The sequence below is a fragment of the Leifsonia sp. genome (assembly GCF_051955155.1).
In the GTDB taxonomy this organism is placed as follows: Bacteria; Actinomycetota; Actinomycetes; order Actinomycetales; family Microbacteriaceae; genus Leifsonia.
This window is the reverse complement of sequence record NZ_JBQCGZ010000013.1, coordinates 1-16,480: the sequence shown is the minus strand read 5'-3', so window position 1 is coordinate 16,480 and position 16,480 is coordinate 1. Positions and strand designations below refer to the sequence as shown.

Sequence of the window (16,480 nt, the reverse complement as noted above, 5' to 3'; positions counted from 1 at the left end):
GTGGGGGTCAGCCCTTGGTCGCGCCGTCCGCGAGCCCGCGGATCAGCCACTTCTGGACGAACAGCGCGAGCACGACCACGGGAATGACGGTCAGCATCCCGGCCGCGGCGAGCGCGCCCCAATTCGCGCCGTGCTCGGTGTCGCCGACCATCCCGGCGATCGCCACCGGCACGGTCGTCGCCTTGCGGTTGGTGAGGACGAGCGCGAACAGCAGCTCCTCCCAGGCCAGGATGATGCTGAAGATGAACGTCGAGATCAGCCCGGGCGCCGAGATCGGCACGATGATGCGGAAGAACGCGCCCATCCGCGAGCAGCCGTCAAGCATCGCCGACTCCTCCAGCTCCTTCGGCAGCGCGAGGAAGAAACCGCGCATCAGCCACATCACGTACGGGATGACGAACGAGCAGTAGGCGAGGATCAGCGTGATGTGGGTGTCGGTGATCCCCAGCGTCCTGGCCACCAGGAACATCGGGACGGCGAGCGCGATCGGCGGGACCCCGCGGGAGGCGAGGATGAGTACGCCGATGGTCGCGGCGCCGCGGATCCGCAGCCGCGCGAGCGCGTAGCCCGCCATCGCCCCGGCGACCAGCGACACCAGTCCCGCGCCGAGCGCGACGATGACCGTGTTCACCATCTTCGGCCCGAGGCCCTGGTTCACCCAGGCGTCGATGTACTGGCTGATCGTCGGGTCGAAGAAGATGGTCGGCGGCACCGTGAAGATGTCGCGCTGAAGCTTGAACGACGTGATCAGCATCCACACCAGCGGCAGCATGAACAGGATGCAGACGATCACGCCCGCCCAGACCCTGGCGCGGTGCCCGCTGCGGCGGCGGCGCTGCGCCGGGCGCTCTGCGGGACGCTGCTGCGGCGCCCGCGCGGGTGCCCGGCGTTCTGCGGTGGCGGTCATACCCGGTCCTCCAGCTTCTTGCTCCCCCACAGGAACACCAGCGTGAGCACCGTGGTCAGCACGAGGACGATCACCGCCATGGCGGAGGACTCGCTGAACCGGAGCAGCTGGAACGCCTGCTGGTAGATGTACAGGTTGACCACGTCCGTCGCCTGGCCCGGGCCGCCGTTCGTGGTGGTCAGAATGATGTCGAACATCTTCACGGCGCCGAGCCAGCGCACGATGAAGGTCGCGGCGATGATCGGGGCGAGCATCGGCAGGCTGATCCGCCAGAGCGTCTGCCACCAGTTCGCGCCGTCCACCTGCGCCGCCTCGAAGACGTCCTTCGGCAGGGCGAGCAGCGCGGCGGAGGCGATCAGCACGACGAACGGCACCGACCGCCAGGTGTCGATGATGACGACGCTGATCATGGACATGGTCGCGTCGCCGAACCAGTTGACCGGCGGCAGGCCGACGAGCGAGGTCGCCCAGCCGACCACGCCCCAGAGCGGGTCGAGCAGCATCTTCCAGATGCCGCCAGAGACGACCGGCGCGACGACCATCGGGATGAGGAAGAGGGCGCGGACGACGCCGCGCCCCCTCCACTCGGCGTTGAGCAGGAAGGCGATCGCGAACCCGAGCACGATCTGCAGCGGCAGCGCGAGCACCAGGTACACGCCCGTGACCACGAGCGAGTTCTGGAACCTCTCGCTCCCGAGCGCCTTCGTGTAGTTCTCCAGCCCGACGAACGCGGACGGCGAGAAGGTGCTCAGGTCGAACGACGAGAAGCTGATCTGCAGGGTGTACAGCAGCGGGTAGGCCAGCACCGCCACCAGCAGCACGGTCGCGGGGATCATGAACGACCAGCGGCCGAGCACATCCCGCATCCGCGACGCCCGCCGGGACGGCGCCGTCTTCCGCTTCGAGAGCGCGATCGTCATCCCTCTACTCCGCCAGCAGGTCGTCGATCTGGGTCTCGGCCTTCTTCAGCGCCTGCGCACTGGAGATCTGGCCGAGGACCGCCGCACTCGTCTGGTCGGCGAGCACCTGCTGGATGGCGTTGGACTGCGGCGAGCGCGGCCGCCACATCTCGCCCTTCGCGGCCACGTCGTACGCGCTCTGCAGGGTCGAGAAGACGGGCGCGAGCCAGGGCTGGCCCGGGGTGGACGCGAGCGTGGACTTGCGGGCGGGGAACGAGCCGAAGGTGTCGGTGCACCACTTCTCGCCGTCCTTCGAGCTCATCCACTGCAGGAAGGTCCAGGCCGCCTCGGGGTGCTTGGAGTTCTTGAAGACGGCTCCGCTCCAGATGCCGCGGTGCGTGCTGGCGCTCTTCGAGCCGACGGGCATGGTCTGGATGCCGACCTGCTCCGGCGTGAGCTTCGTGACGGCGGGGTCGACGGCGGCCGACTTGTAGGCGCTGCCCCAGGTGAAGATCGTGGCGATCTTGCCCTGGCGGAAGGCGTCGAGCGGCTCCGTGTAGTTGTATGCCTGCGCTCCGGGCGGGGCGTACTTCAGCAGGTCGACCTGGGTCTGCAGCGCCGCGGCGCCGGCCTTCGTGTCGAACGCGGGCTTCATATCGTCCGTGAACAGCTTCCCGCCGTTCGAGTTGAGCACCGCCTGCCAAAACGGCGGCGAGAGCACGCCCTTCTGCCAGGTGAGGCCGACCGCCCAGGAGTCGGTCTTGCCGTCGCCGTTCGTGTCCTGCACGAGCTTCGGCGCCTCCTGGAGGTACTGGTCCCAGGTGAGCACCGGGGTCGGCGCGTCGAGACCGGCCTTGGCGTAGAGGTCCTTGTTGTAGAACATGAGCAGCATGTTCGAGCGCAGCGGGACGCCGTACTGGCCGCCGTTCCACTCGCTCGCGGCGAGCGGCGCCGAGTTGAAGTCGGACCAGTCGTAGTCCTTCGCGGTCCACGAGCCCGCGTCCTTCTTGAGGTCGAGCAGCACGCCCGCCTGCGCCATCTGCGGCGTCCACGGGTCGTCGAGCGTGATCAGGTCGTACTGCGGGTCGGTGTCCGTGCCGTTGAGCATGCCCTTGGCGAGCAGGTCGTCGTAGGGCGTCGAGTCGATCGTGACGTCGATGTACGGGTACTTCTTGTTGAACTCGGGGACGAGCTGCTCCTGCCACTGCTGAGCGAACGCGTCGTTGGACATCATCGTGATTTTCACGTGCTTCTCGGCAGTGCCGAGGCCGCCGCCGTCGGAGGCGGTGCCTCCGTCGTCTCCGCTGCACGCGGTGAGGGCGGCTGCGGTCGCCGTGAGCGCTGCGGCGATGCCGAGCAGCCGGCGCACCCGGGGGGTTCGGGTCATGGGTTCATCTCCTCGTCGTTGTGGAAGATCCGCGACCGGGACCGTTCAGCGGGGATGCGTCACGCGATCGCAGATGCCACTCAATCAGCTCCTGCAAAATATTGCAACGTGGAAACATCACAATATTGCAACGTGGAAACAGCGTGTCCCGCTTGCCCGCGCATCCCCGCCGTTACGATGACCGGGTGACGACAGAGACTCCGCCGCCGGGGCGCCGACCGAACGGGCCGCCGACCCTCAAGGACGTTGCGGCCGTCGCCGGGGTGTCCTACCGCACCGTCTCCAACGTGGTGAACGGGCACCGCTACATCAGCCAGGCGACGCGCGACAAGGTGGAGGCGGCGATCGCCGAGCTCGACTACCGGCCGCAGCTGGCGGCGCGGCAGCTGCGAAGCGGACGCAGCAATCTGCTGACGCTGTCCGTGCCGTTCGTGTCGCACCCGTACTTCGCGCAGCTCGCGCACGCGGTGGTGGGACAGGCGGAGACGTTCGGCTACGACGTCGTCATCGACGAGACCCGCGGCATCCTGGAGCGCGAGCTGCGGGTGGCGGGCGGCTTCCGCGCCATCCTCACCGACGGCATCCTGTTCAGCCCGCTGACGATCGACCTGGAGCGCTTCGAGGCCGAGCGCGGACCGACGCCGCTCGTGCTGCTCGGCGAGCGGTTCCGCAGCGACCGCATCGACTCGGTGGTCGTCGACAACGTCGGCTCGACCAGTGAGGTCACCCGGACGATGCTCGACGACGGCCGCACGCGGCTGGCGTTCCTCGGCGACGTGGAACGCGGCACGGTCGGTGCGGCGCCCGCGGACCTCCGCCTCGCCGGCTTCATGCGCGCTCTCGACGGCGCCGGCCTCTCGCCCGTCCGCGTCATCCCGGTCTCGCAGTGGGACCAGGTGAACCCGGAGGGCGACTACTCCCGCCAGGAGGGCTACGACCGCACCAGCGAGCTCATCGCCTCCGGTGTCCCGATCGATGGCCTGGTCTGCGCGAACGACCTGCTCGCGATCGGTGCGCTGCGCGCGTTCCGCGAGCACGGCGTCCGGGTGCCCGAGGATGTCGCGGTCGTCGGCTGGGACAACACGGCGGAGGCGGCGTTCTCGGCCCCCAGCCTGACCACCGTCGCCCCCGACATGGACGAGCTGGCGCGCCTCGCGATCACCGCCATGCTCCGCCGCCTGGACGAGCCGGACAGCCCACCGCAGACCATCCCCGCCCCGTACTCCGTGGTCCGCCGCGACTCCACAGCCGCCGCTCACCCACCGAGGGGCGAGTCGGTGCGCTCGACACGCCGATCCGGCTGAGAAGAACGCGCCCCTCGCGAGGCCAGCTCGGCGCGGAGGGCGTCCAGGGTGGCGCGGACGCGGGAGGGGGTGAGCTTCGCGACGGCGCGGTCGGCGGTGAGGAGGCCGTTGAGCTCGTCCTCGACGTCGGCCAGCTGGGTGTAGACGATGGCCGAGAGGCCGGCGCGGACCGCCGGCAGCACCTCGTCGCGGTGCAGGCGCTCGAAGGCCTCGGCGAGCGCTTCCGGCGTGCGCAGCCGACGATAGCCGAACTCGCGGTCGCTGTGGCCGTGGCCGGGGACGCGGTGGCTGTAGCCGCCGTACTCGGAGACGACGACGGCGCGGCCGTCCCTCCCCCACGACCGTCGCGGCCGGATGCGGCGGAAGTAGACGTGCAGGCTGCGCAGGTCGCCTCCGCCCTGGTCGTGCCAGCCGCTGGCGTGGTCGACGATGCGGTCCGGGTCGAGCGCGCGGATGCGGTCGACGGCGTCCAGCGCGTCGAACTGCCCCCAGCCCTCGTTGAACGGCACCCAGCAGACCACGGCGGGCGACGCCGCGAGCAGGGTCACCGTGCGCTCCAGCTCCTCCTGGAACTCGCGCCGCCCCTCGGCGTCCTGCCGTCCGAACGCGCGGTGCCTCCGGTCGGACAGCCGCAGCGGCGTGAGCACCGGCGCCGTGATCACCAGCGGGTTGTAGCGGCGGCCGCCGTTGACGAGGTCCTGCCAGACCAGCATCCCGAGCCGGTCGCAGTGGTGGTACCAGCGCAGCGCTTCGACCTTGATGTGCTTGCGCAGCATGGTGAAGCCGTGCTCCTTCATGGCGAGGATGTCGCGTACGAACGCCTCGTCGGACGGCGGCGTGTACAGGCCGTCCGGCCAGTAGCCCTGGTCGAGGACGCCCGCGTGGAGGTACGGCTCGCCGTTCAGGGTCAGCCGCGGGATGCCGGTGGCGTCCGGCGCCACCGAGACCGTGCGCATCCCGGCGTAGCTGCGCACCCGGTCCGCGCCCGCGGTGACGGCGACGTCGTACAGGAACGGGTCCTCCGGACTCCACAGCCGCGGCTCGGGGACGGGCAGCCGCAGCGGTTCGCCCGCCCGCCCGTCCGCGCTGGCCACCACGGCGCCCTCGGCGGCGACCTCGACCGACACCGGGACGTCCGCGGTGGCGGTGACCAGAACCTCCAGCATCCCGTCGGCGAGGAGCGTGCGGTAGTCGATCCGCTCCACGCGGACAGCGGGCACCGCCTCCAGCCAGACCGTCTGCCAGATGCCGGACTGCGGCGTGTACCAGATCCCGCCCGGCCGCAGCGACTGCTTGCCGCGCGAGCGGAACCCGGCATCGCTCTCGTCGCGCACCGCGACGGTCAGCTCGTGCGCCCCCGGCCCCGCGAACGCGTCCGTCACGTCGAGCGCGAACGGCCAGTAGCCGCCCCGGTTCGAGCCGACCAGCCGGCCGTCCACGCGCACCTCGCAGTCCTGGTCGACGGCGCCGAAGTGCAGCAGGAGGCGGTCGCCCTCGCGCACGAAGCCGTCGGGCAGCGCGACGCCGCGCCGGTACCAGAGCGTCTGCCCGGGCAGCAGCCGCCTGCCCACCCCCGAGAGCGCCGCCTCGGGCGAGTACGGCACGAGGATGCCGCCGTCCCACCGCGCCGGCGCGCGGCCGTCCGTGATCGCGTACGTCCACGGCCCGTTCAGGCACAGGTAGCTGTCACGCACCAGCTGCGGGCGCGGGTACTCGGGCAGCGGGATGGTGGTCACGGTGTCGGCCACGGCGGTCCTCTCGACGACGGGACATGTTGCAACGTTGAAACAAGCCAAGAGTACACAGCGGGACGGCGATCTTTGCGCGCCGGGACGCGGCGGCGCTAGAGTCATGCCTCGTGACGTCATTTCAACGTGGAAATGCAACCAGAGCACAACCCGGGACCGGCACCCGCCTCCCCCAGCTCGGCGCGCGGACGTGGACCGCCGTCGTGATCGTCGGCTTCGCCGGCCAGCTCGCCTGGACCGTCGAGAACATGTACCTCAACGTGTTCGTCTACGACACCCTGAGCACCGACCCCGCGGTGATCGCCACGATGGTCGCGCTGAGCGCCATCGCGGCGACGATCGCGACGCTCGTCGCCGGCGCCTGGTCCGACCGGACCGGCCGCCGCCGCGCTCTGATCGCCGGCGGCTACATCGCGTGGGGCATCAGCACGGCCGCGTTCGGCTTCGTCGGCGCGCCCGGCGCCGGCGCGGAGGCCGGGCCGCCCCCTGCCGCCGCCGCCGCGATCGGCGGGGTGATCGCCATCATCCTGCTCGACTGCCTGATGAGCGCGATCGGCTCCTCGGCGAACGACGCCGCGTTCATGGCCTGGGTCACCGACTCCACGACACCGGCGAACCGCGGCCGGGTGGACGGCGCGCTCGCGGTCATGCCGCTGCTCGGGATGCTCGTCGTCTTCGGCGCGCTCGACGGCCTGACCCGCGCCGGCGACTGGCGGCTGTTCTTCGGGATCGTCGGGATCGTGACGACCCTGACCGGCGTGCTCTCCTGGTTCCTCGTCCGCGACCGCGGCATCCGCACGTCGACGGCGGAGGGACTGCTGGCGGCGACGGTGCGGGGCCTGCGCCCGTCCGTCGTGCGCAGCCAGCCCGTGCTCTACCTGACGCTCGCCATCTGGGCGGTGGTCGGCATCAGCTCCCAGGTGTTCCTGCCCTACGTGATCATCTACCTGGAGCGGACGCTGCGCATCGAGTCGTACGCGCTGCTGCTCGGCGTCGTGCTGCTCCTCGCGTCGGGCCTCAGCGTGCTCGCCGGTCGCCTGATGGACCGCATCGGCAAGCCGCGGATGCTCGCGATCGCGGTCCCGGTGTTCGCCGCCGGCCTACTCGGGATGAGCGTGGTCCGCGAGTTCCTGCCGGTCACGATCGCCGCGACCGTAATGATGACAGGCATGATGACCTCGATCGCCGCCGTCTCCGCGCTCTCCCGCGACGCGACACCGGCCGGCCGCGCGGGCGGAGTCCAGGGGCTGCGGATGCTGCTGGCGGTGATGGTCCCGATGGTCGTCGGGCCGTTCATCGGCGCCGCGGTGATCGCAGGCAACCCGGAGCACTACGTCGACCTCGGCCAGACGCTGCCGGTGCCCGGCCCGGGGATCTTCCTCGCCGCCGCCCTGGTGCTGGTGCTGGTCGCGCCGTTCGCCTGGCTGCGAGCGCGGGCCGCCCGCACGGCCGACGCGGGCGGCGGGCGGGAGGCGCGCCGATGACCGAACGCGAGATCACCACCCCGGTCCCGCTCTGCCTCCCCGGCGGCCGGCTGAACCGTGCGGCGGTCGGCTGGAGCCGCGTCCCGCTGCACGACACCTCCGGCATCGGCGGCCGGCACGGCTGGGGGCGCAACAAGCGCTGGGAGTACTGGGCGGTCACCTCGCCCACCCATCTGATCGCGCTCACGGTCTCGTCGCTCGACTACTCGGGCGTGCACTCGCTCCTGGTGCACGACCGCGGCACCGGCGAGACGATCGAGCACGGGACGGTCGCGCCGCCCTGGGCGCGTCCCGAGCTGCCCGCGTCGCTCGAGTTCGGGCGTGCGCACGCGGTCGCCCGCGGGCTGGAGCTCACGATCGAGGAGACCGCCGAGGGGACGCGGCTGCGCGCGCGCAGCGACGACGTGACCGTCGACGTCGTCGCCGCCCTTCCGCCCGGTCACGAGCGGCTCGGCGTCGTCGTGCCGTGGAGCGACCGCCGTTTCCAGTACACGGTGAAGGACGTCGCCCGTCCCGCGACCGGGGAGGTGACCGTGCGCGGCGCGACGACGCGGCTCGCCGCCGGCGACAGCTGGGCCGTGCTCGACCACGGCCGCGGCCGGTGGCCGTACCGCGTGCGCTGGAACTGGGGCGCCGGCTCCGGCGTCCAGGGCGGGGCCGTGCTCGGACTGCAGCTCGGCGGACGCTGGACGGACGGGACCGGCAGCACCGAGAACGCGACCGTGCTCGACGGCCGGCTGCACAAGATCCACGACGAGCTGGAGTGGACGTACGACGAGGACGACTGGCTCCGGCCCTGGCGCATCCGCGGCGGCGAGGTCGACCTGATGTTCGAGCCGTTCTGGGATCACGTCAGCCGCACCGAGCTCGGCGTGGTCGGCAGCCGCGGGCACCAGTGCTTCGGCCACTACTCCGGCACGGTCCCGACGGTCGCCGGGCCGATGCTGGTGGACGGTCTGCTCGGCTGGGCGGAGGACGTGCGCAACCGCTGGTGACCGGCCCGCTCCCACCGCCCCGCTACAGCCGCAGCACCGAGGGACGCGGCAAGCCGATCTCCTCGAGCAGGTCGCCGAGCATCCGGTCCAGCTCGTACGCCGCCTGGCCGATCTTGTTGTTGCCGAAGCCGGTCAGGGCGCTGCTCGGCTGGTCGACGCTCAGGACGGTGCGGGCGGGCCCCGCCGCGTGCAGTTCGAGCCGCAGCGGCGTGTACAGCAGGACGCCGGGGTCGTGCCGGAACATCCGGGCCGCCGTCAGGTAGTCGCCGATCAGGTAGGCGGCGCTCGGGATGTCCGCCCCGCCCAGCCGCATCACCGCGGTCGGGTCCTCGGTGAAGAACCGCACCAGCCGGTGGATGCCGGGCCCGGCGAGCTCGCGGGTGAGGCGCGACCAGTCGGCGCCCTCGGCGATCAGCCTGCGCAGCGCGTCCTCGTCGAGCGGAGGGACCTCCGCCTCCAGCGCCCGGCACAGCGTGTCGAACGGAACCTCCGCCTCCAGCTCGATGCGGGTGACGGTCGTCGGGACGAGACGCTCGGTCGCGCGGTAGGCCATCCGTCAATTGTGATCCCTCGCGCGCCGCGCATACGCTCGAGGCCATGACGATCGAACCCGGCCAGGCGGCGAGCTACTTCGTCCGCGTCCGCGACGGGGTGTACCGCCCCACCTCGCACGTCGGCGGCGCCTGGGACCCGGAGGAGCAGCACTTCAGCCCGGTCGGCGGGCTGATCGTGAACGAGCTCGAACGCGCGCTGAGCGACCGGCTCGCCGCCGGGATGATGATCGGCCGGGTGAGCTTCGACATCCTCGGCCGGATCGCGCACGACGACATCGAGCTGGAGGTGCGCACGCTGCGTCCCGGCCGCACGATCGAGCTGGTGGAGGCGGTCGCGACGATCGGCGGTCGGGCGACCGTGTCCGCCCGCGCCTGGCTGATCGCGAGCGCGGACACTTCGGCGGTGGCCGGGACCGACTGGACGCCGCTGCCCGATCCGGAGTCGCTGACGACCCGCGCGATGACGGACACCTGGACGGGCGGCTACATCGAGTCGATCGACGCGCGCGAGATCACGCCGCACCGGCCGGGGCGCGCTGCCGCCTGGATCTCGACGGACATCCCGCTCGTGGCGGGGGAGCAGGCGGGGGCGCTCGCATCGTTCGTCGCGCTCATCGACACGGCCAACGGGATCGCGGTGCGCACGCACCCGGAGACCTGGATGTTCCCCAACCTGGACCTGACCATCCACCTGTTCCGGCAGCCGACGGGACGCTGGGTCGGGCTGGACACGACCGTCTCGTTCGGGCCGACGGGCCAGGGCCTCACCAGCTCGCGGCTGCACGACCGCCAGGGACCGGTCGGCACGGCCGAGCAGATCCTGACCGTCCGGCCGCTCCCCAGCGCCGCCGGCTGACCGGTCCGGCGTGCGCCCACATTTGTGCCAAATGTCGCCTGCCGGCGCGCTGCAGCCGACATTTGTGCCAAATGTTCGGCGGCAGGGACGCTCAGGCCGAGCGCGCGAGGCGGGTGCCGACGACCTCGCCGTGCGAGTCGATGTAGGAGTGCACCGACTCGTGGATGTGGAACTGCGTGTGCGAGAGCCGCGCCTCGCGCGAGTGCAGCAGGTCGCGGGCGGCGGCCCGGCGGGACCGGATGCGCTGCAGCGAGACGAACGCGCCGATGATCACGCCGGCCGCGGCGGTCGTGGCGAGGCCTTCCGCGATCGCCGGCCAGAACGCGGGCAGGTCCGCGGCGAGCGCGACGACCAGGGCGGCGGCGAGCGCGGCGAGCAGGACGAGCGAGACGACGACGGTCTTGCGGGCGAGCGCGGCGCGGCTGGTGGCGAGGAGTGCGATGGCGGCGGCCGTCTCGCGCTCCTGCTGGCGGCGGCGCTCCTTCGCCCAGTGCAGGTCGCGCTCGTGGCGTCGGGCCAGCCGCTGGGCCTGGTCGTGGGCGTGGTCGTAGGCGTGCGTGTTCACAGCGTGTCCTTCGGGTAGACGTGACTGCTTGCGGTCCGTACGGCGCCGGGTGCGCGCGTTCGGGTGGTGCGCTGGTTCGGGTGGTGCGCTGGTGCGGGTGCTGCGCTGGTGCGGGTGCTGCGTATCGGGTGCTGCACGGTCCAGCTGCTCCGCATCCTCGCGGCGCGAGACGCCCGCGGAACGCGACAGCTAGGACTATAGCTAGAAACCACCGTCTGTGGGCCATTTAGAGGACACCCTCTTGTACCCCACTTCGGGCGACAAAACAAACCGCCGAGTACGCATATTCTCTGCGTACTCGGCGGTTTCGGCCCGAATTTCTGCGTACTCGGCGGTCAGGGGCGGAGGAGGACTTTGCCTCGGCGGCCGGAGCGGGCGGAGGCTTCGGCGGCGTCGCGGACCTGGTCGAACGAGAAGATCTCCTCGACCGGGAGGGTGATCGCGCCGGACAGGGCGGCCCGGATCAGCTCGCCGAAGAGCTCCGCGCGCTTCTCGGGCGCCATCGCGGCGCTGACCTTGCTGCCCCAGAAGCCGCGCACGACGGCCTGCTTGAAGATGAGGTCGCCGGAGGAGAGCCGCATGCCATCGGAACCCATCGCGCCGAACGACACGAGCGTCCCGCCCTCGCCGAGCAGTTCGAGCAGGTCGCCGCTCGACTCGCCGCCGACGGAGTCGACGGCCGCGACGATCGGGGAACCGCCCGCGAGCTCCTTGACGGGATCGCGCCAGCCGTCGGCGGAGGTCGCGACGAGGTTCGGGATGCCCTGCGCGCCGAGCTCCTCCACGTCGCGCTCGCGGCGCACCAGGCCGATCACGGTCACGCCGCGCTCGACCGCGAACTGCGCGAGCAGCCGCCCGACCGCTCCGTTGGCCGCGTTCTGCAGCACGACATCCCCCGGCTTCACCGCGAGGAAGTCGAGGAGGCTGAGCGCGCTGAACGGCATCGAGACCAGCTGCGACGCGGTCTCGTCGTCGATGCCGTCCGGCACCGGGATGAGACCGGCCGCCGCCGTCACGAACGCCTCGGCCCACACGCCGAACGTGCCGCCGGTGACGACGCGCTGACCGACCGCGAGCGTGTCGACCCCCTCGCCGAGCGCGTCCACGACGCCGACCGCCTCGGTTCCGGCGCCGGCCGGCAGCTCCGGCTTGAACCCGTAGGTGCCGCGGATCGTCCACAGGTCGTGGTTGTGGATGGGGCTCAGCACGGTCCGCACGCGCACCTGCCCCGGACCCGGCTCGGGAAGCGGACGCTCCTCGACCGTGAGGACCCGGGCAGGGTCGCCGAACTCGTACTGGATGATCGAGCGCATTCCGCTCACTTCCCTTCGAATGCCTTCTGGAGCAGCGCGTCGTAGTCGCGCTTGGCCGACGCGTGGGCTGCAGCGCCGGCCTCGGTGATCCCCACGAAGAGCGCGCGCCTGTCGTAGTCGCAGGTGCTGCGCTCGACGAGCCCGGCCTTGACGAGCCGGTCGACGATCCTGGACAGGGCGCTCTGGGTCATCGGGGTGACGTCGACGAGGTTGCGCATGGTGCAGCCCTCCGACACGTAGCCCGCGACCGAGTCGAGGACCTCGAACTCGCTGAGCCCGAGCTGATGGGTCTGCTGCAGAGTGCGCTCCAGCTCCGCTGCGGTGTTCAGGTAGGTGACCTGCAGCTCCCGCCAGCGGGCCGAGACGTCGACCGTGGTGTTCACGGGCGCCAGCCTACCCCTGGTCCATGAGAGTTACATGAATGTGCATACTTTGCTGACACAACCTATTCCGTGTCATATAGTTGCCGGGTGCTGAACTCCGACACCGCATCCCGCCCCGCCGTCTCCGGCGCGACCGGCGCCCCGAACCAGGCCGGCACGCCCGGCGCCGGCCGCGTCCGCTGGTCGCGCGCCCGCTGGCTCCTCCTGCTCGCCACCTGCATCGTCATCGCCCTCGACGGCCTCGACGTCTCGATGGTCGGCGTGGCCCTGCCCTCGATCGGCAAGGAGCTGGGACTCGAGACCGGCTCCCTGCAGTGGATCGTCTCCGGCTACGTCCTCGGCTACGGCAGCCTCCTGCTGCTCGGCGGCGGTCTCGCCGACCTGCTCGGCCGGCGGTCCGTCCTGCTGGTCGCGCTCACCGTCTTCACCATCGCATCCCTCGCCGGCGGGCTCTCCGCCGACGCCGGCCTGCTCATCGCCAGCCGCTTCGTGAAGGGCGTCGCGGCCGCGTTCACGGCACCCGCCGCGTTCTCGCTGATCACCACGAACTTCGAGGAGGGTCCGGAGCGCAACAGGGCCATCTCGATCTTCACGACCTTCGCCGCCAGCGGGTTCTCGCTCGGCCTCATCATAAGCGGCCTGATGACCTCGCTCAGCTGGCGCTGGACCTTCCTCTTCTCCGTGCCGCTCGCCGTGCTCGCGCTGGTGCTCGGCTTCTTCTTCATCCCCAAGGACGCGCGCGAGCGCGGAGCCGGACACGACATCCCCGGCGCCGTCACGCTCGCGCTCGGGATGCTCGCCCTCGTGTTCACGGTCGTCTCCGCCCCCGGCGCGGGCTGGGGCGCACCGCAGACGATCCTCGGGTTCGTGCTCGCCGGCCTTCTGCTGGCCGCGTTCGTCGTGCTGGAGCTGCGGGTACGGCACCCGCTGATCCGGTTCGGGATCTTCCGGGTCGCCTCCGTGCTGCGGGCCAACCTCGCCGCGATCACCCTGTTCGGCTCGTATGTCTCGTTCCAGTTCGTGCTCACCCTCTACCTGCAGGACGTGCTCGGCTGGAGCCCGCTCAGCATGGCGCTCGCACTGCTGCCGACCGGACTGGTCGTGGCGTTCAGCGCGCCGTTCACCGACCGCCTGATCGACCGGTTCGGGCCGGCGCCGCTGATCGTGCTGGGCCTCGGCGCACTGTCCGCCGGCTACCTGCTGTTCCTGCGGCTCGGCACCGCTCCCGTCTACTGGACGGACATCCTGCCGTCGGTGCTGCTGCTCGGCGTCGGCTTCGGGATCGGCTTCCCGTCCATCCAGGTGCAGGCCACGACCGGCGTCACCGACGACGAGCAGGGCCTTGCGGCCGGGCTCGTGCAGACCAGCGCCCAGGTCGGCGGGGCGCTCGCGCTCGCGGTCACGACCGCGCTGATCTCGGGTCCCGCCGCGGCGAGTCCCGCCGCGCAGCTCGACCACTTCCGGCCCGGCCTCTACCTGAGCGCGGCGCTGGCCATCGCCGGGCTTGCGATCGCCGCGGCCCCGCGGCGGCGCCGGCTCGGCCGGGGCGCGTCGGGCAGGGAGGACGTCGCGCTCGACACGCCGCAGGCGTGAGACGAAGGGAGGAGGACCGGGGCGGGGAGCCCGGAACCTCCTCCCTTCCGCGCGCCTGTCGTTCTGTGGTGGAGCGTGTCACGGGCTCGCCGAGGGTCGAGCGCGGCTAGGGTCGGGTCCCGTGCACGACCTCGGCGCGCTGGCGCAACGCATCCGCGCGGACGACGACGTGCGGCGGGCGCTGCAGCGCCGCACGCTCACGATCGTCGCGATCAGCCAGGTGCTCGGCGGCGCGGGCCTCGCGGCCGGCATCACGGTGGGCGCGCTGCTCGCCCAGCAGCTGGTCGGCGGCGACGGCCTGGCCGGCGCGCCGACCGCGCTGTTCACCCTCGGCTCCGCGCTGGCGGCGTTCCTGATCGGCCGGTTCACGCAGCGGCGCGGCCGCCGCCTCGGGCTCGGTCTCGGCTTCGCCGCCGGCGGCCTCGGCGCGCTCGGCGTCGTGGTCGCCGCCGCGACCGGCGGCGTCCCACTGCTGTTCGTCTCGCTGTTCGTCTACGGCGCGGGGACGGCAACGAACCTCCAGGCGCGCTACGCGGGAACCGACCTCGCGACGCCCGAGCAGCGCGGCACCGCCGTGAGCATCGCGCTGGTCGCCACGACCGCGGGCGCCGTCGCCGGCCCGAACCTGGTGGACCCGCTCGGCCGGCTCGCGGTGAGCATCGGCATCCCCGCCCTCGCCGGGCCGTTCCTGCTCGCGGCCGCCGCCGACCTCTCGGCCGGGATCGTGCTGCTCGCCTTCCTTCGGCCCGACCCGTTCCTTGTCGCGCGCGCGCTCGAGCGCGCCGCGGCGCCCGCGGACGAGGAAGCCTCCGGCGCCGACCGGCCGCGACCGGGGCCGGGCGCGATCGCCGGGGCGACCGTCATGGTCCTCACCACGATCGCGATGGTCGCCATCATGACGATGACCCCGGTGCACATGCGGGCGATGGACTTCGGGCTGTCGGCGGTCGGGCTGGTGATCGGCATCCACGTCGGCGCGATGTACCTGCCGTCGCTGGTGACCGGCATCCTCGTCGACAGGATCGGGCGCGTGCCGATGGCCGTCGCCTCCGGGGTCACCCTGCTGCTGGCGGGCGTCGTCGCGGCCCTGGCGCCGGACGGCTCGCTCGGCCTGCTCATCCTGGCTCTCACCCTGCTCGGCCTCGGCTGGAACTTCGGGCTGATCGCCGGCACCGCCCTGGTGGTGGACGCGACCGTCCCGGCCAACCGCGCCAGGACGCAGGGCACCATCGACGTGCTGATCGCGCTGTCGGGCGCGGGCGCCGGCGCGGCGTCCGGGGTCGTGATGGCGGCGAGCGACTACAGCGTGCTGTCGTTCTCCGGCGGAATCCTCGCGCTGCTGCTCATCCCCGTGCTGCTGTGGACGGCGCGCGGGCCGCGCCCTGCCCGCCGGTAGGGTCGGGACGCGGGACGCCGCGCACGCAGGAGGAGTGCGGAGCGGACCTCATCGAGGATCGGGGCGCTCGCGACGGCGTACCATCCCCGGCATGTTCGAGGGATTCACGGTCGAGGACGTCGCGACGCCCGAGGCGCGCATCCGGGTCAGGCACGCCGGGGACGGCCCGGTGCTCGTGCTGCTGCACGGGCATCCCCGCACCGGCGCCACCTGGCACCGCGTCGCCCCGGCGCTGGTCGAGGCCGGGTTCCGGGTCGTGGTCCCCGACCTGCGCGGCTACGGCGCCTCCACCGCCCCTGCCCCGCGCGCGGACCACGCGCAGGCGTCGAAGCGGGCGATGGCGGAGGACGTGCTCGCCGTGCTGCGGGCGCTGGGCCACTCGTCGTTCCTGGTCGCCGGTCACGACCGCGGCAGCTATGTGGCGTTCCGCCTGGCGATGGACCACCCGGAGGCGGTGCGCGCGGTCGCGCTGATGGACAGCATCCCGATCGTGGAGCACCTTAACCGGATGACGCCGGAGTTCGCGACGGCCTGGTACCACTGGTTCTTCTTCGCCCAGCCGGATATCCCCGAGCGGGTGATCGGCGCCGATCCCGACGCCTGGTACGGCGGGGACCCGGCCGCGATGGGCGAGGAGAACTTCGCCGAGCGCCGCGCTGCGGTGCACCGCCCGGAGGTGGTCCGCGCGATGCTCGAGGACTACCGCGCGGGCCTGACCGTCGACCGCGCCGACGAGGAGGCCGACCGCGCCGCCGGCAGCCGCCTCACGCAGCCCGTGCTCGCGCTCTGGTCGTCCCGCGACGACCTGGAGGAGCTCTTCGGCGACCCGCTCGCGATCTGGCCGGCCTGGGCCGACGACGTCACGGGCCACCCCATCGACTCCGGCCACCACATGGCGGAGGAGGCCCCCGCCGCCCTCACCGCCGCCCTCGCCGACTTCTTCCGCGCTCCCTGACGGCGCCCCGCCCCCGCCGCGCGCGCCCGCCCCGACGCGAGTGCGCTCTCGTGGAACGTCTGCGCCCCGGCGCCCCGGCGCCCTCCGTGCCCGGCGGGGCCCCCGGACCGTGGGTTGGGGGCCCCCCCCCCCACCTCCCCG

The 16,480-nt window shown here is 72.1% G+C and carries 15 protein-coding genes; 7 read left to right on the top strand and 8 right to left on the bottom strand.

Going from position 1 to position 16,480, the window contains the following annotated elements; translation table 11 throughout:
- Positions 1–7 precede the first annotated feature (7 nt).
- From ACTHMF_RS01400 to ACTHMF_RS01390, 3 genes are read right to left on the bottom strand one after another with little or no spacing between them, the layout of a single operon-like run.
- The gene (locus ACTHMF_RS01400) at positions 8–907 is read right to left on the bottom strand and encodes a carbohydrate ABC transporter permease (protein WP_440315993.1); all 900 of its coding nucleotides are present in this window, start codon (positions 905–907) and stop codon (positions 8–10) included.
- Entirely contained in the window at positions 904–1,827 is a 924-nt protein-coding gene (locus tag ACTHMF_RS01395; RefSeq protein ID WP_440315992.1) for a carbohydrate ABC transporter permease, read from the bottom strand. Before ACTHMF_RS01395 ends, ACTHMF_RS01400 begins: the two co-directional genes overlap by 4 nt.
- Positions 1,828–1,831: 4 nt before the next feature.
- The gene (locus ACTHMF_RS01390) at positions 1,832–3,193 is read right to left on the bottom strand and encodes an ABC transporter substrate-binding protein (protein WP_440315991.1); all 1,362 of its coding nucleotides are present in this window, start codon (positions 3,191–3,193) and stop codon (positions 1,832–1,834) included.
- A gap of 185 nt (positions 3,194–3,378) precedes the next feature.
- Here ACTHMF_RS01390 and ACTHMF_RS01385 point away from each other — a divergent pair, with 185 nt between their 5' ends.
- A complete protein-coding gene (locus ACTHMF_RS01385; RefSeq protein ID WP_314147082.1) occupies positions 3,379–4,497 on the top strand; it encodes a LacI family DNA-binding transcriptional regulator in 1,119 nt (372 codons plus the stop codon).
- On the opposite strand, the gene ACTHMF_RS01380 is transcribed toward ACTHMF_RS01385, so the two are convergent.
- Complete coding sequence (locus ACTHMF_RS01380) at positions 4,449–6,245, bottom strand: glycoside hydrolase family 2 protein (protein WP_440315990.1); 1,797 nt, start codon at positions 6,243–6,245, stop codon at positions 4,449–4,451. The genes ACTHMF_RS01385 and ACTHMF_RS01380 overlap by 49 nt on opposite strands.
- 203 nt (positions 6,246–6,448) lie before the next feature.
- Here ACTHMF_RS01380 and ACTHMF_RS01375 point away from each other — a divergent pair, with 203 nt between their 5' ends.
- Positions 6,449–7,729: an MFS transporter gene (locus ACTHMF_RS01375; protein WP_440315989.1), complete on the top strand. Its 1,281-nt coding sequence runs from the start codon at positions 6,449–6,451 to the stop codon at positions 7,727–7,729.
- Positions 7,726–8,724, top strand: a complete 999-nt coding sequence (locus tag ACTHMF_RS01370; RefSeq protein ID WP_440315988.1) for a DUF2804 domain-containing protein — start codon at positions 7,726–7,728, stop codon at positions 8,722–8,724. The genes ACTHMF_RS01375 and ACTHMF_RS01370 overlap by 4 nt, the downstream gene beginning before the upstream one ends.
- 22 nt (positions 8,725–8,746) lie before the next feature.
- Here ACTHMF_RS01370 and ACTHMF_RS01365 read toward each other — a convergent pair whose 3' ends face one another.
- On the bottom strand, positions 8,747–9,277 hold the full coding sequence (locus tag ACTHMF_RS01365) for a hypothetical protein (RefSeq protein ID WP_440315987.1): 531 nt from the start codon (positions 9,275–9,277) through the stop codon (positions 8,747–8,749).
- A 44-nt stretch (positions 9,278–9,321) separates the two neighbouring features.
- On the opposite strand from ACTHMF_RS01365, the gene ACTHMF_RS01360 reads away from it, so the two are divergent.
- The gene (locus ACTHMF_RS01360; RefSeq protein ID WP_440315986.1) at positions 9,322–10,134 is read left to right on the top strand and encodes a thioesterase family protein; all 813 of its coding nucleotides are present in this window, start codon (positions 9,322–9,324) and stop codon (positions 10,132–10,134) included.
- Between the two features lie 91 nt (positions 10,135–10,225).
- Here the strand turns inward: ACTHMF_RS01360 and ACTHMF_RS01355 are convergent, their stop codons facing one another.
- The 3 genes from ACTHMF_RS01355 to ACTHMF_RS01345 all read right to left on the bottom strand — a co-directional run bounded on the left by ACTHMF_RS01355 (position 10,226) and on the right by ACTHMF_RS01345 (position 12,395).
- The gene (locus ACTHMF_RS01355) at positions 10,226–10,699 is read right to left on the bottom strand and encodes a hypothetical protein (RefSeq protein WP_440315985.1); all 474 of its coding nucleotides are present in this window, start codon (positions 10,697–10,699) and stop codon (positions 10,226–10,228) included.
- Positions 10,700–11,034: 335 nt separating this feature from the next.
- On the bottom strand, positions 11,035–12,012 hold the full coding sequence (locus ACTHMF_RS01350) for a zinc-binding dehydrogenase (protein ID WP_440316012.1): 978 nt from the start codon (positions 12,010–12,012) through the stop codon (positions 11,035–11,037).
- A gap of 5 nt (positions 12,013–12,017) precedes the next feature.
- The gene (locus tag ACTHMF_RS01345) at positions 12,018–12,395 is read right to left on the bottom strand and encodes a MarR family winged helix-turn-helix transcriptional regulator (RefSeq protein WP_440315984.1); all 378 of its coding nucleotides are present in this window, start codon (positions 12,393–12,395) and stop codon (positions 12,018–12,020) included.
- Positions 12,396–12,482: 87 nt separating this feature from the next.
- On the opposite strand from ACTHMF_RS01345, the gene ACTHMF_RS01340 reads away from it, so the two are divergent.
- From ACTHMF_RS01340 to ACTHMF_RS01330, 3 genes are all read left to right on the top strand, one after another.
- A complete protein-coding gene (locus tag ACTHMF_RS01340) occupies positions 12,483–13,988 on the top strand; it encodes an MFS transporter (RefSeq protein WP_440315983.1) in 1,506 nt (501 codons plus the stop codon).
- Between the two features lie 121 nt (positions 13,989–14,109).
- The gene (locus ACTHMF_RS01335; protein ID WP_440315982.1) at positions 14,110–15,384 is read left to right on the top strand and encodes an MFS transporter; all 1,275 of its coding nucleotides are present in this window, start codon (positions 14,110–14,112) and stop codon (positions 15,382–15,384) included.
- 91 nt (positions 15,385–15,475) lie between these two features.
- Positions 15,476–16,339, top strand: coding sequence for an alpha/beta fold hydrolase (locus tag ACTHMF_RS01330; protein WP_440315981.1), 864 nt, complete (start codon positions 15,476–15,478; stop codon positions 16,337–16,339).
- Positions 16,340–16,480: the final 141 nt, after the last annotated feature.

Excerpts from the sequence above, each read along its gene's own strand:
- ACTHMF_RS01400 (WP_440315993.1), bottom strand. The coding sequence starts at position 907 with ATGACCGCCACCGCAGAACGCCGGGCACCCGCGCGGGCGCCGCAGCAG.
- ACTHMF_RS01395 (WP_440315992.1), bottom strand. The coding sequence starts at position 1,827 with ATGACGATCGCGCTCTCGAAGCGGAAGACGGCGCCGTCCCGGCGGGCG.
- ACTHMF_RS01390 (WP_440315991.1), bottom strand. The coding sequence starts at position 3,193 with ATGACCCGAACCCCCCGGGTGCGCCGGCTGCTCGGCATCGCCGCAGCG.
- ACTHMF_RS01370 (WP_440315988.1), top strand. The coding sequence starts at position 7,726 with ATGACCGAACGCGAGATCACCACCCCGGTCCCGCTCTGCCTCCCCGGC.
- ACTHMF_RS01365 (WP_440315987.1), bottom strand. The coding sequence starts at position 9,277 with ATGGCCTACCGCGCGACCGAGCGTCTCGTCCCGACGACCGTCACCCGC.
- ACTHMF_RS01360 (WP_440315986.1), top strand. The coding sequence starts at position 9,322 with ATGACGATCGAACCCGGCCAGGCGGCGAGCTACTTCGTCCGCGTCCGC.
- ACTHMF_RS01350 (WP_440316012.1), bottom strand. The coding sequence starts at position 12,012 with ATGCGCTCGATCATCCAGTACGAGTTCGGCGACCCTGCCCGGGTCCTC.
- ACTHMF_RS01330 (WP_440315981.1), top strand. The coding sequence starts at position 15,476 with ATGTTCGAGGGATTCACGGTCGAGGACGTCGCGACGCCCGAGGCGCGC.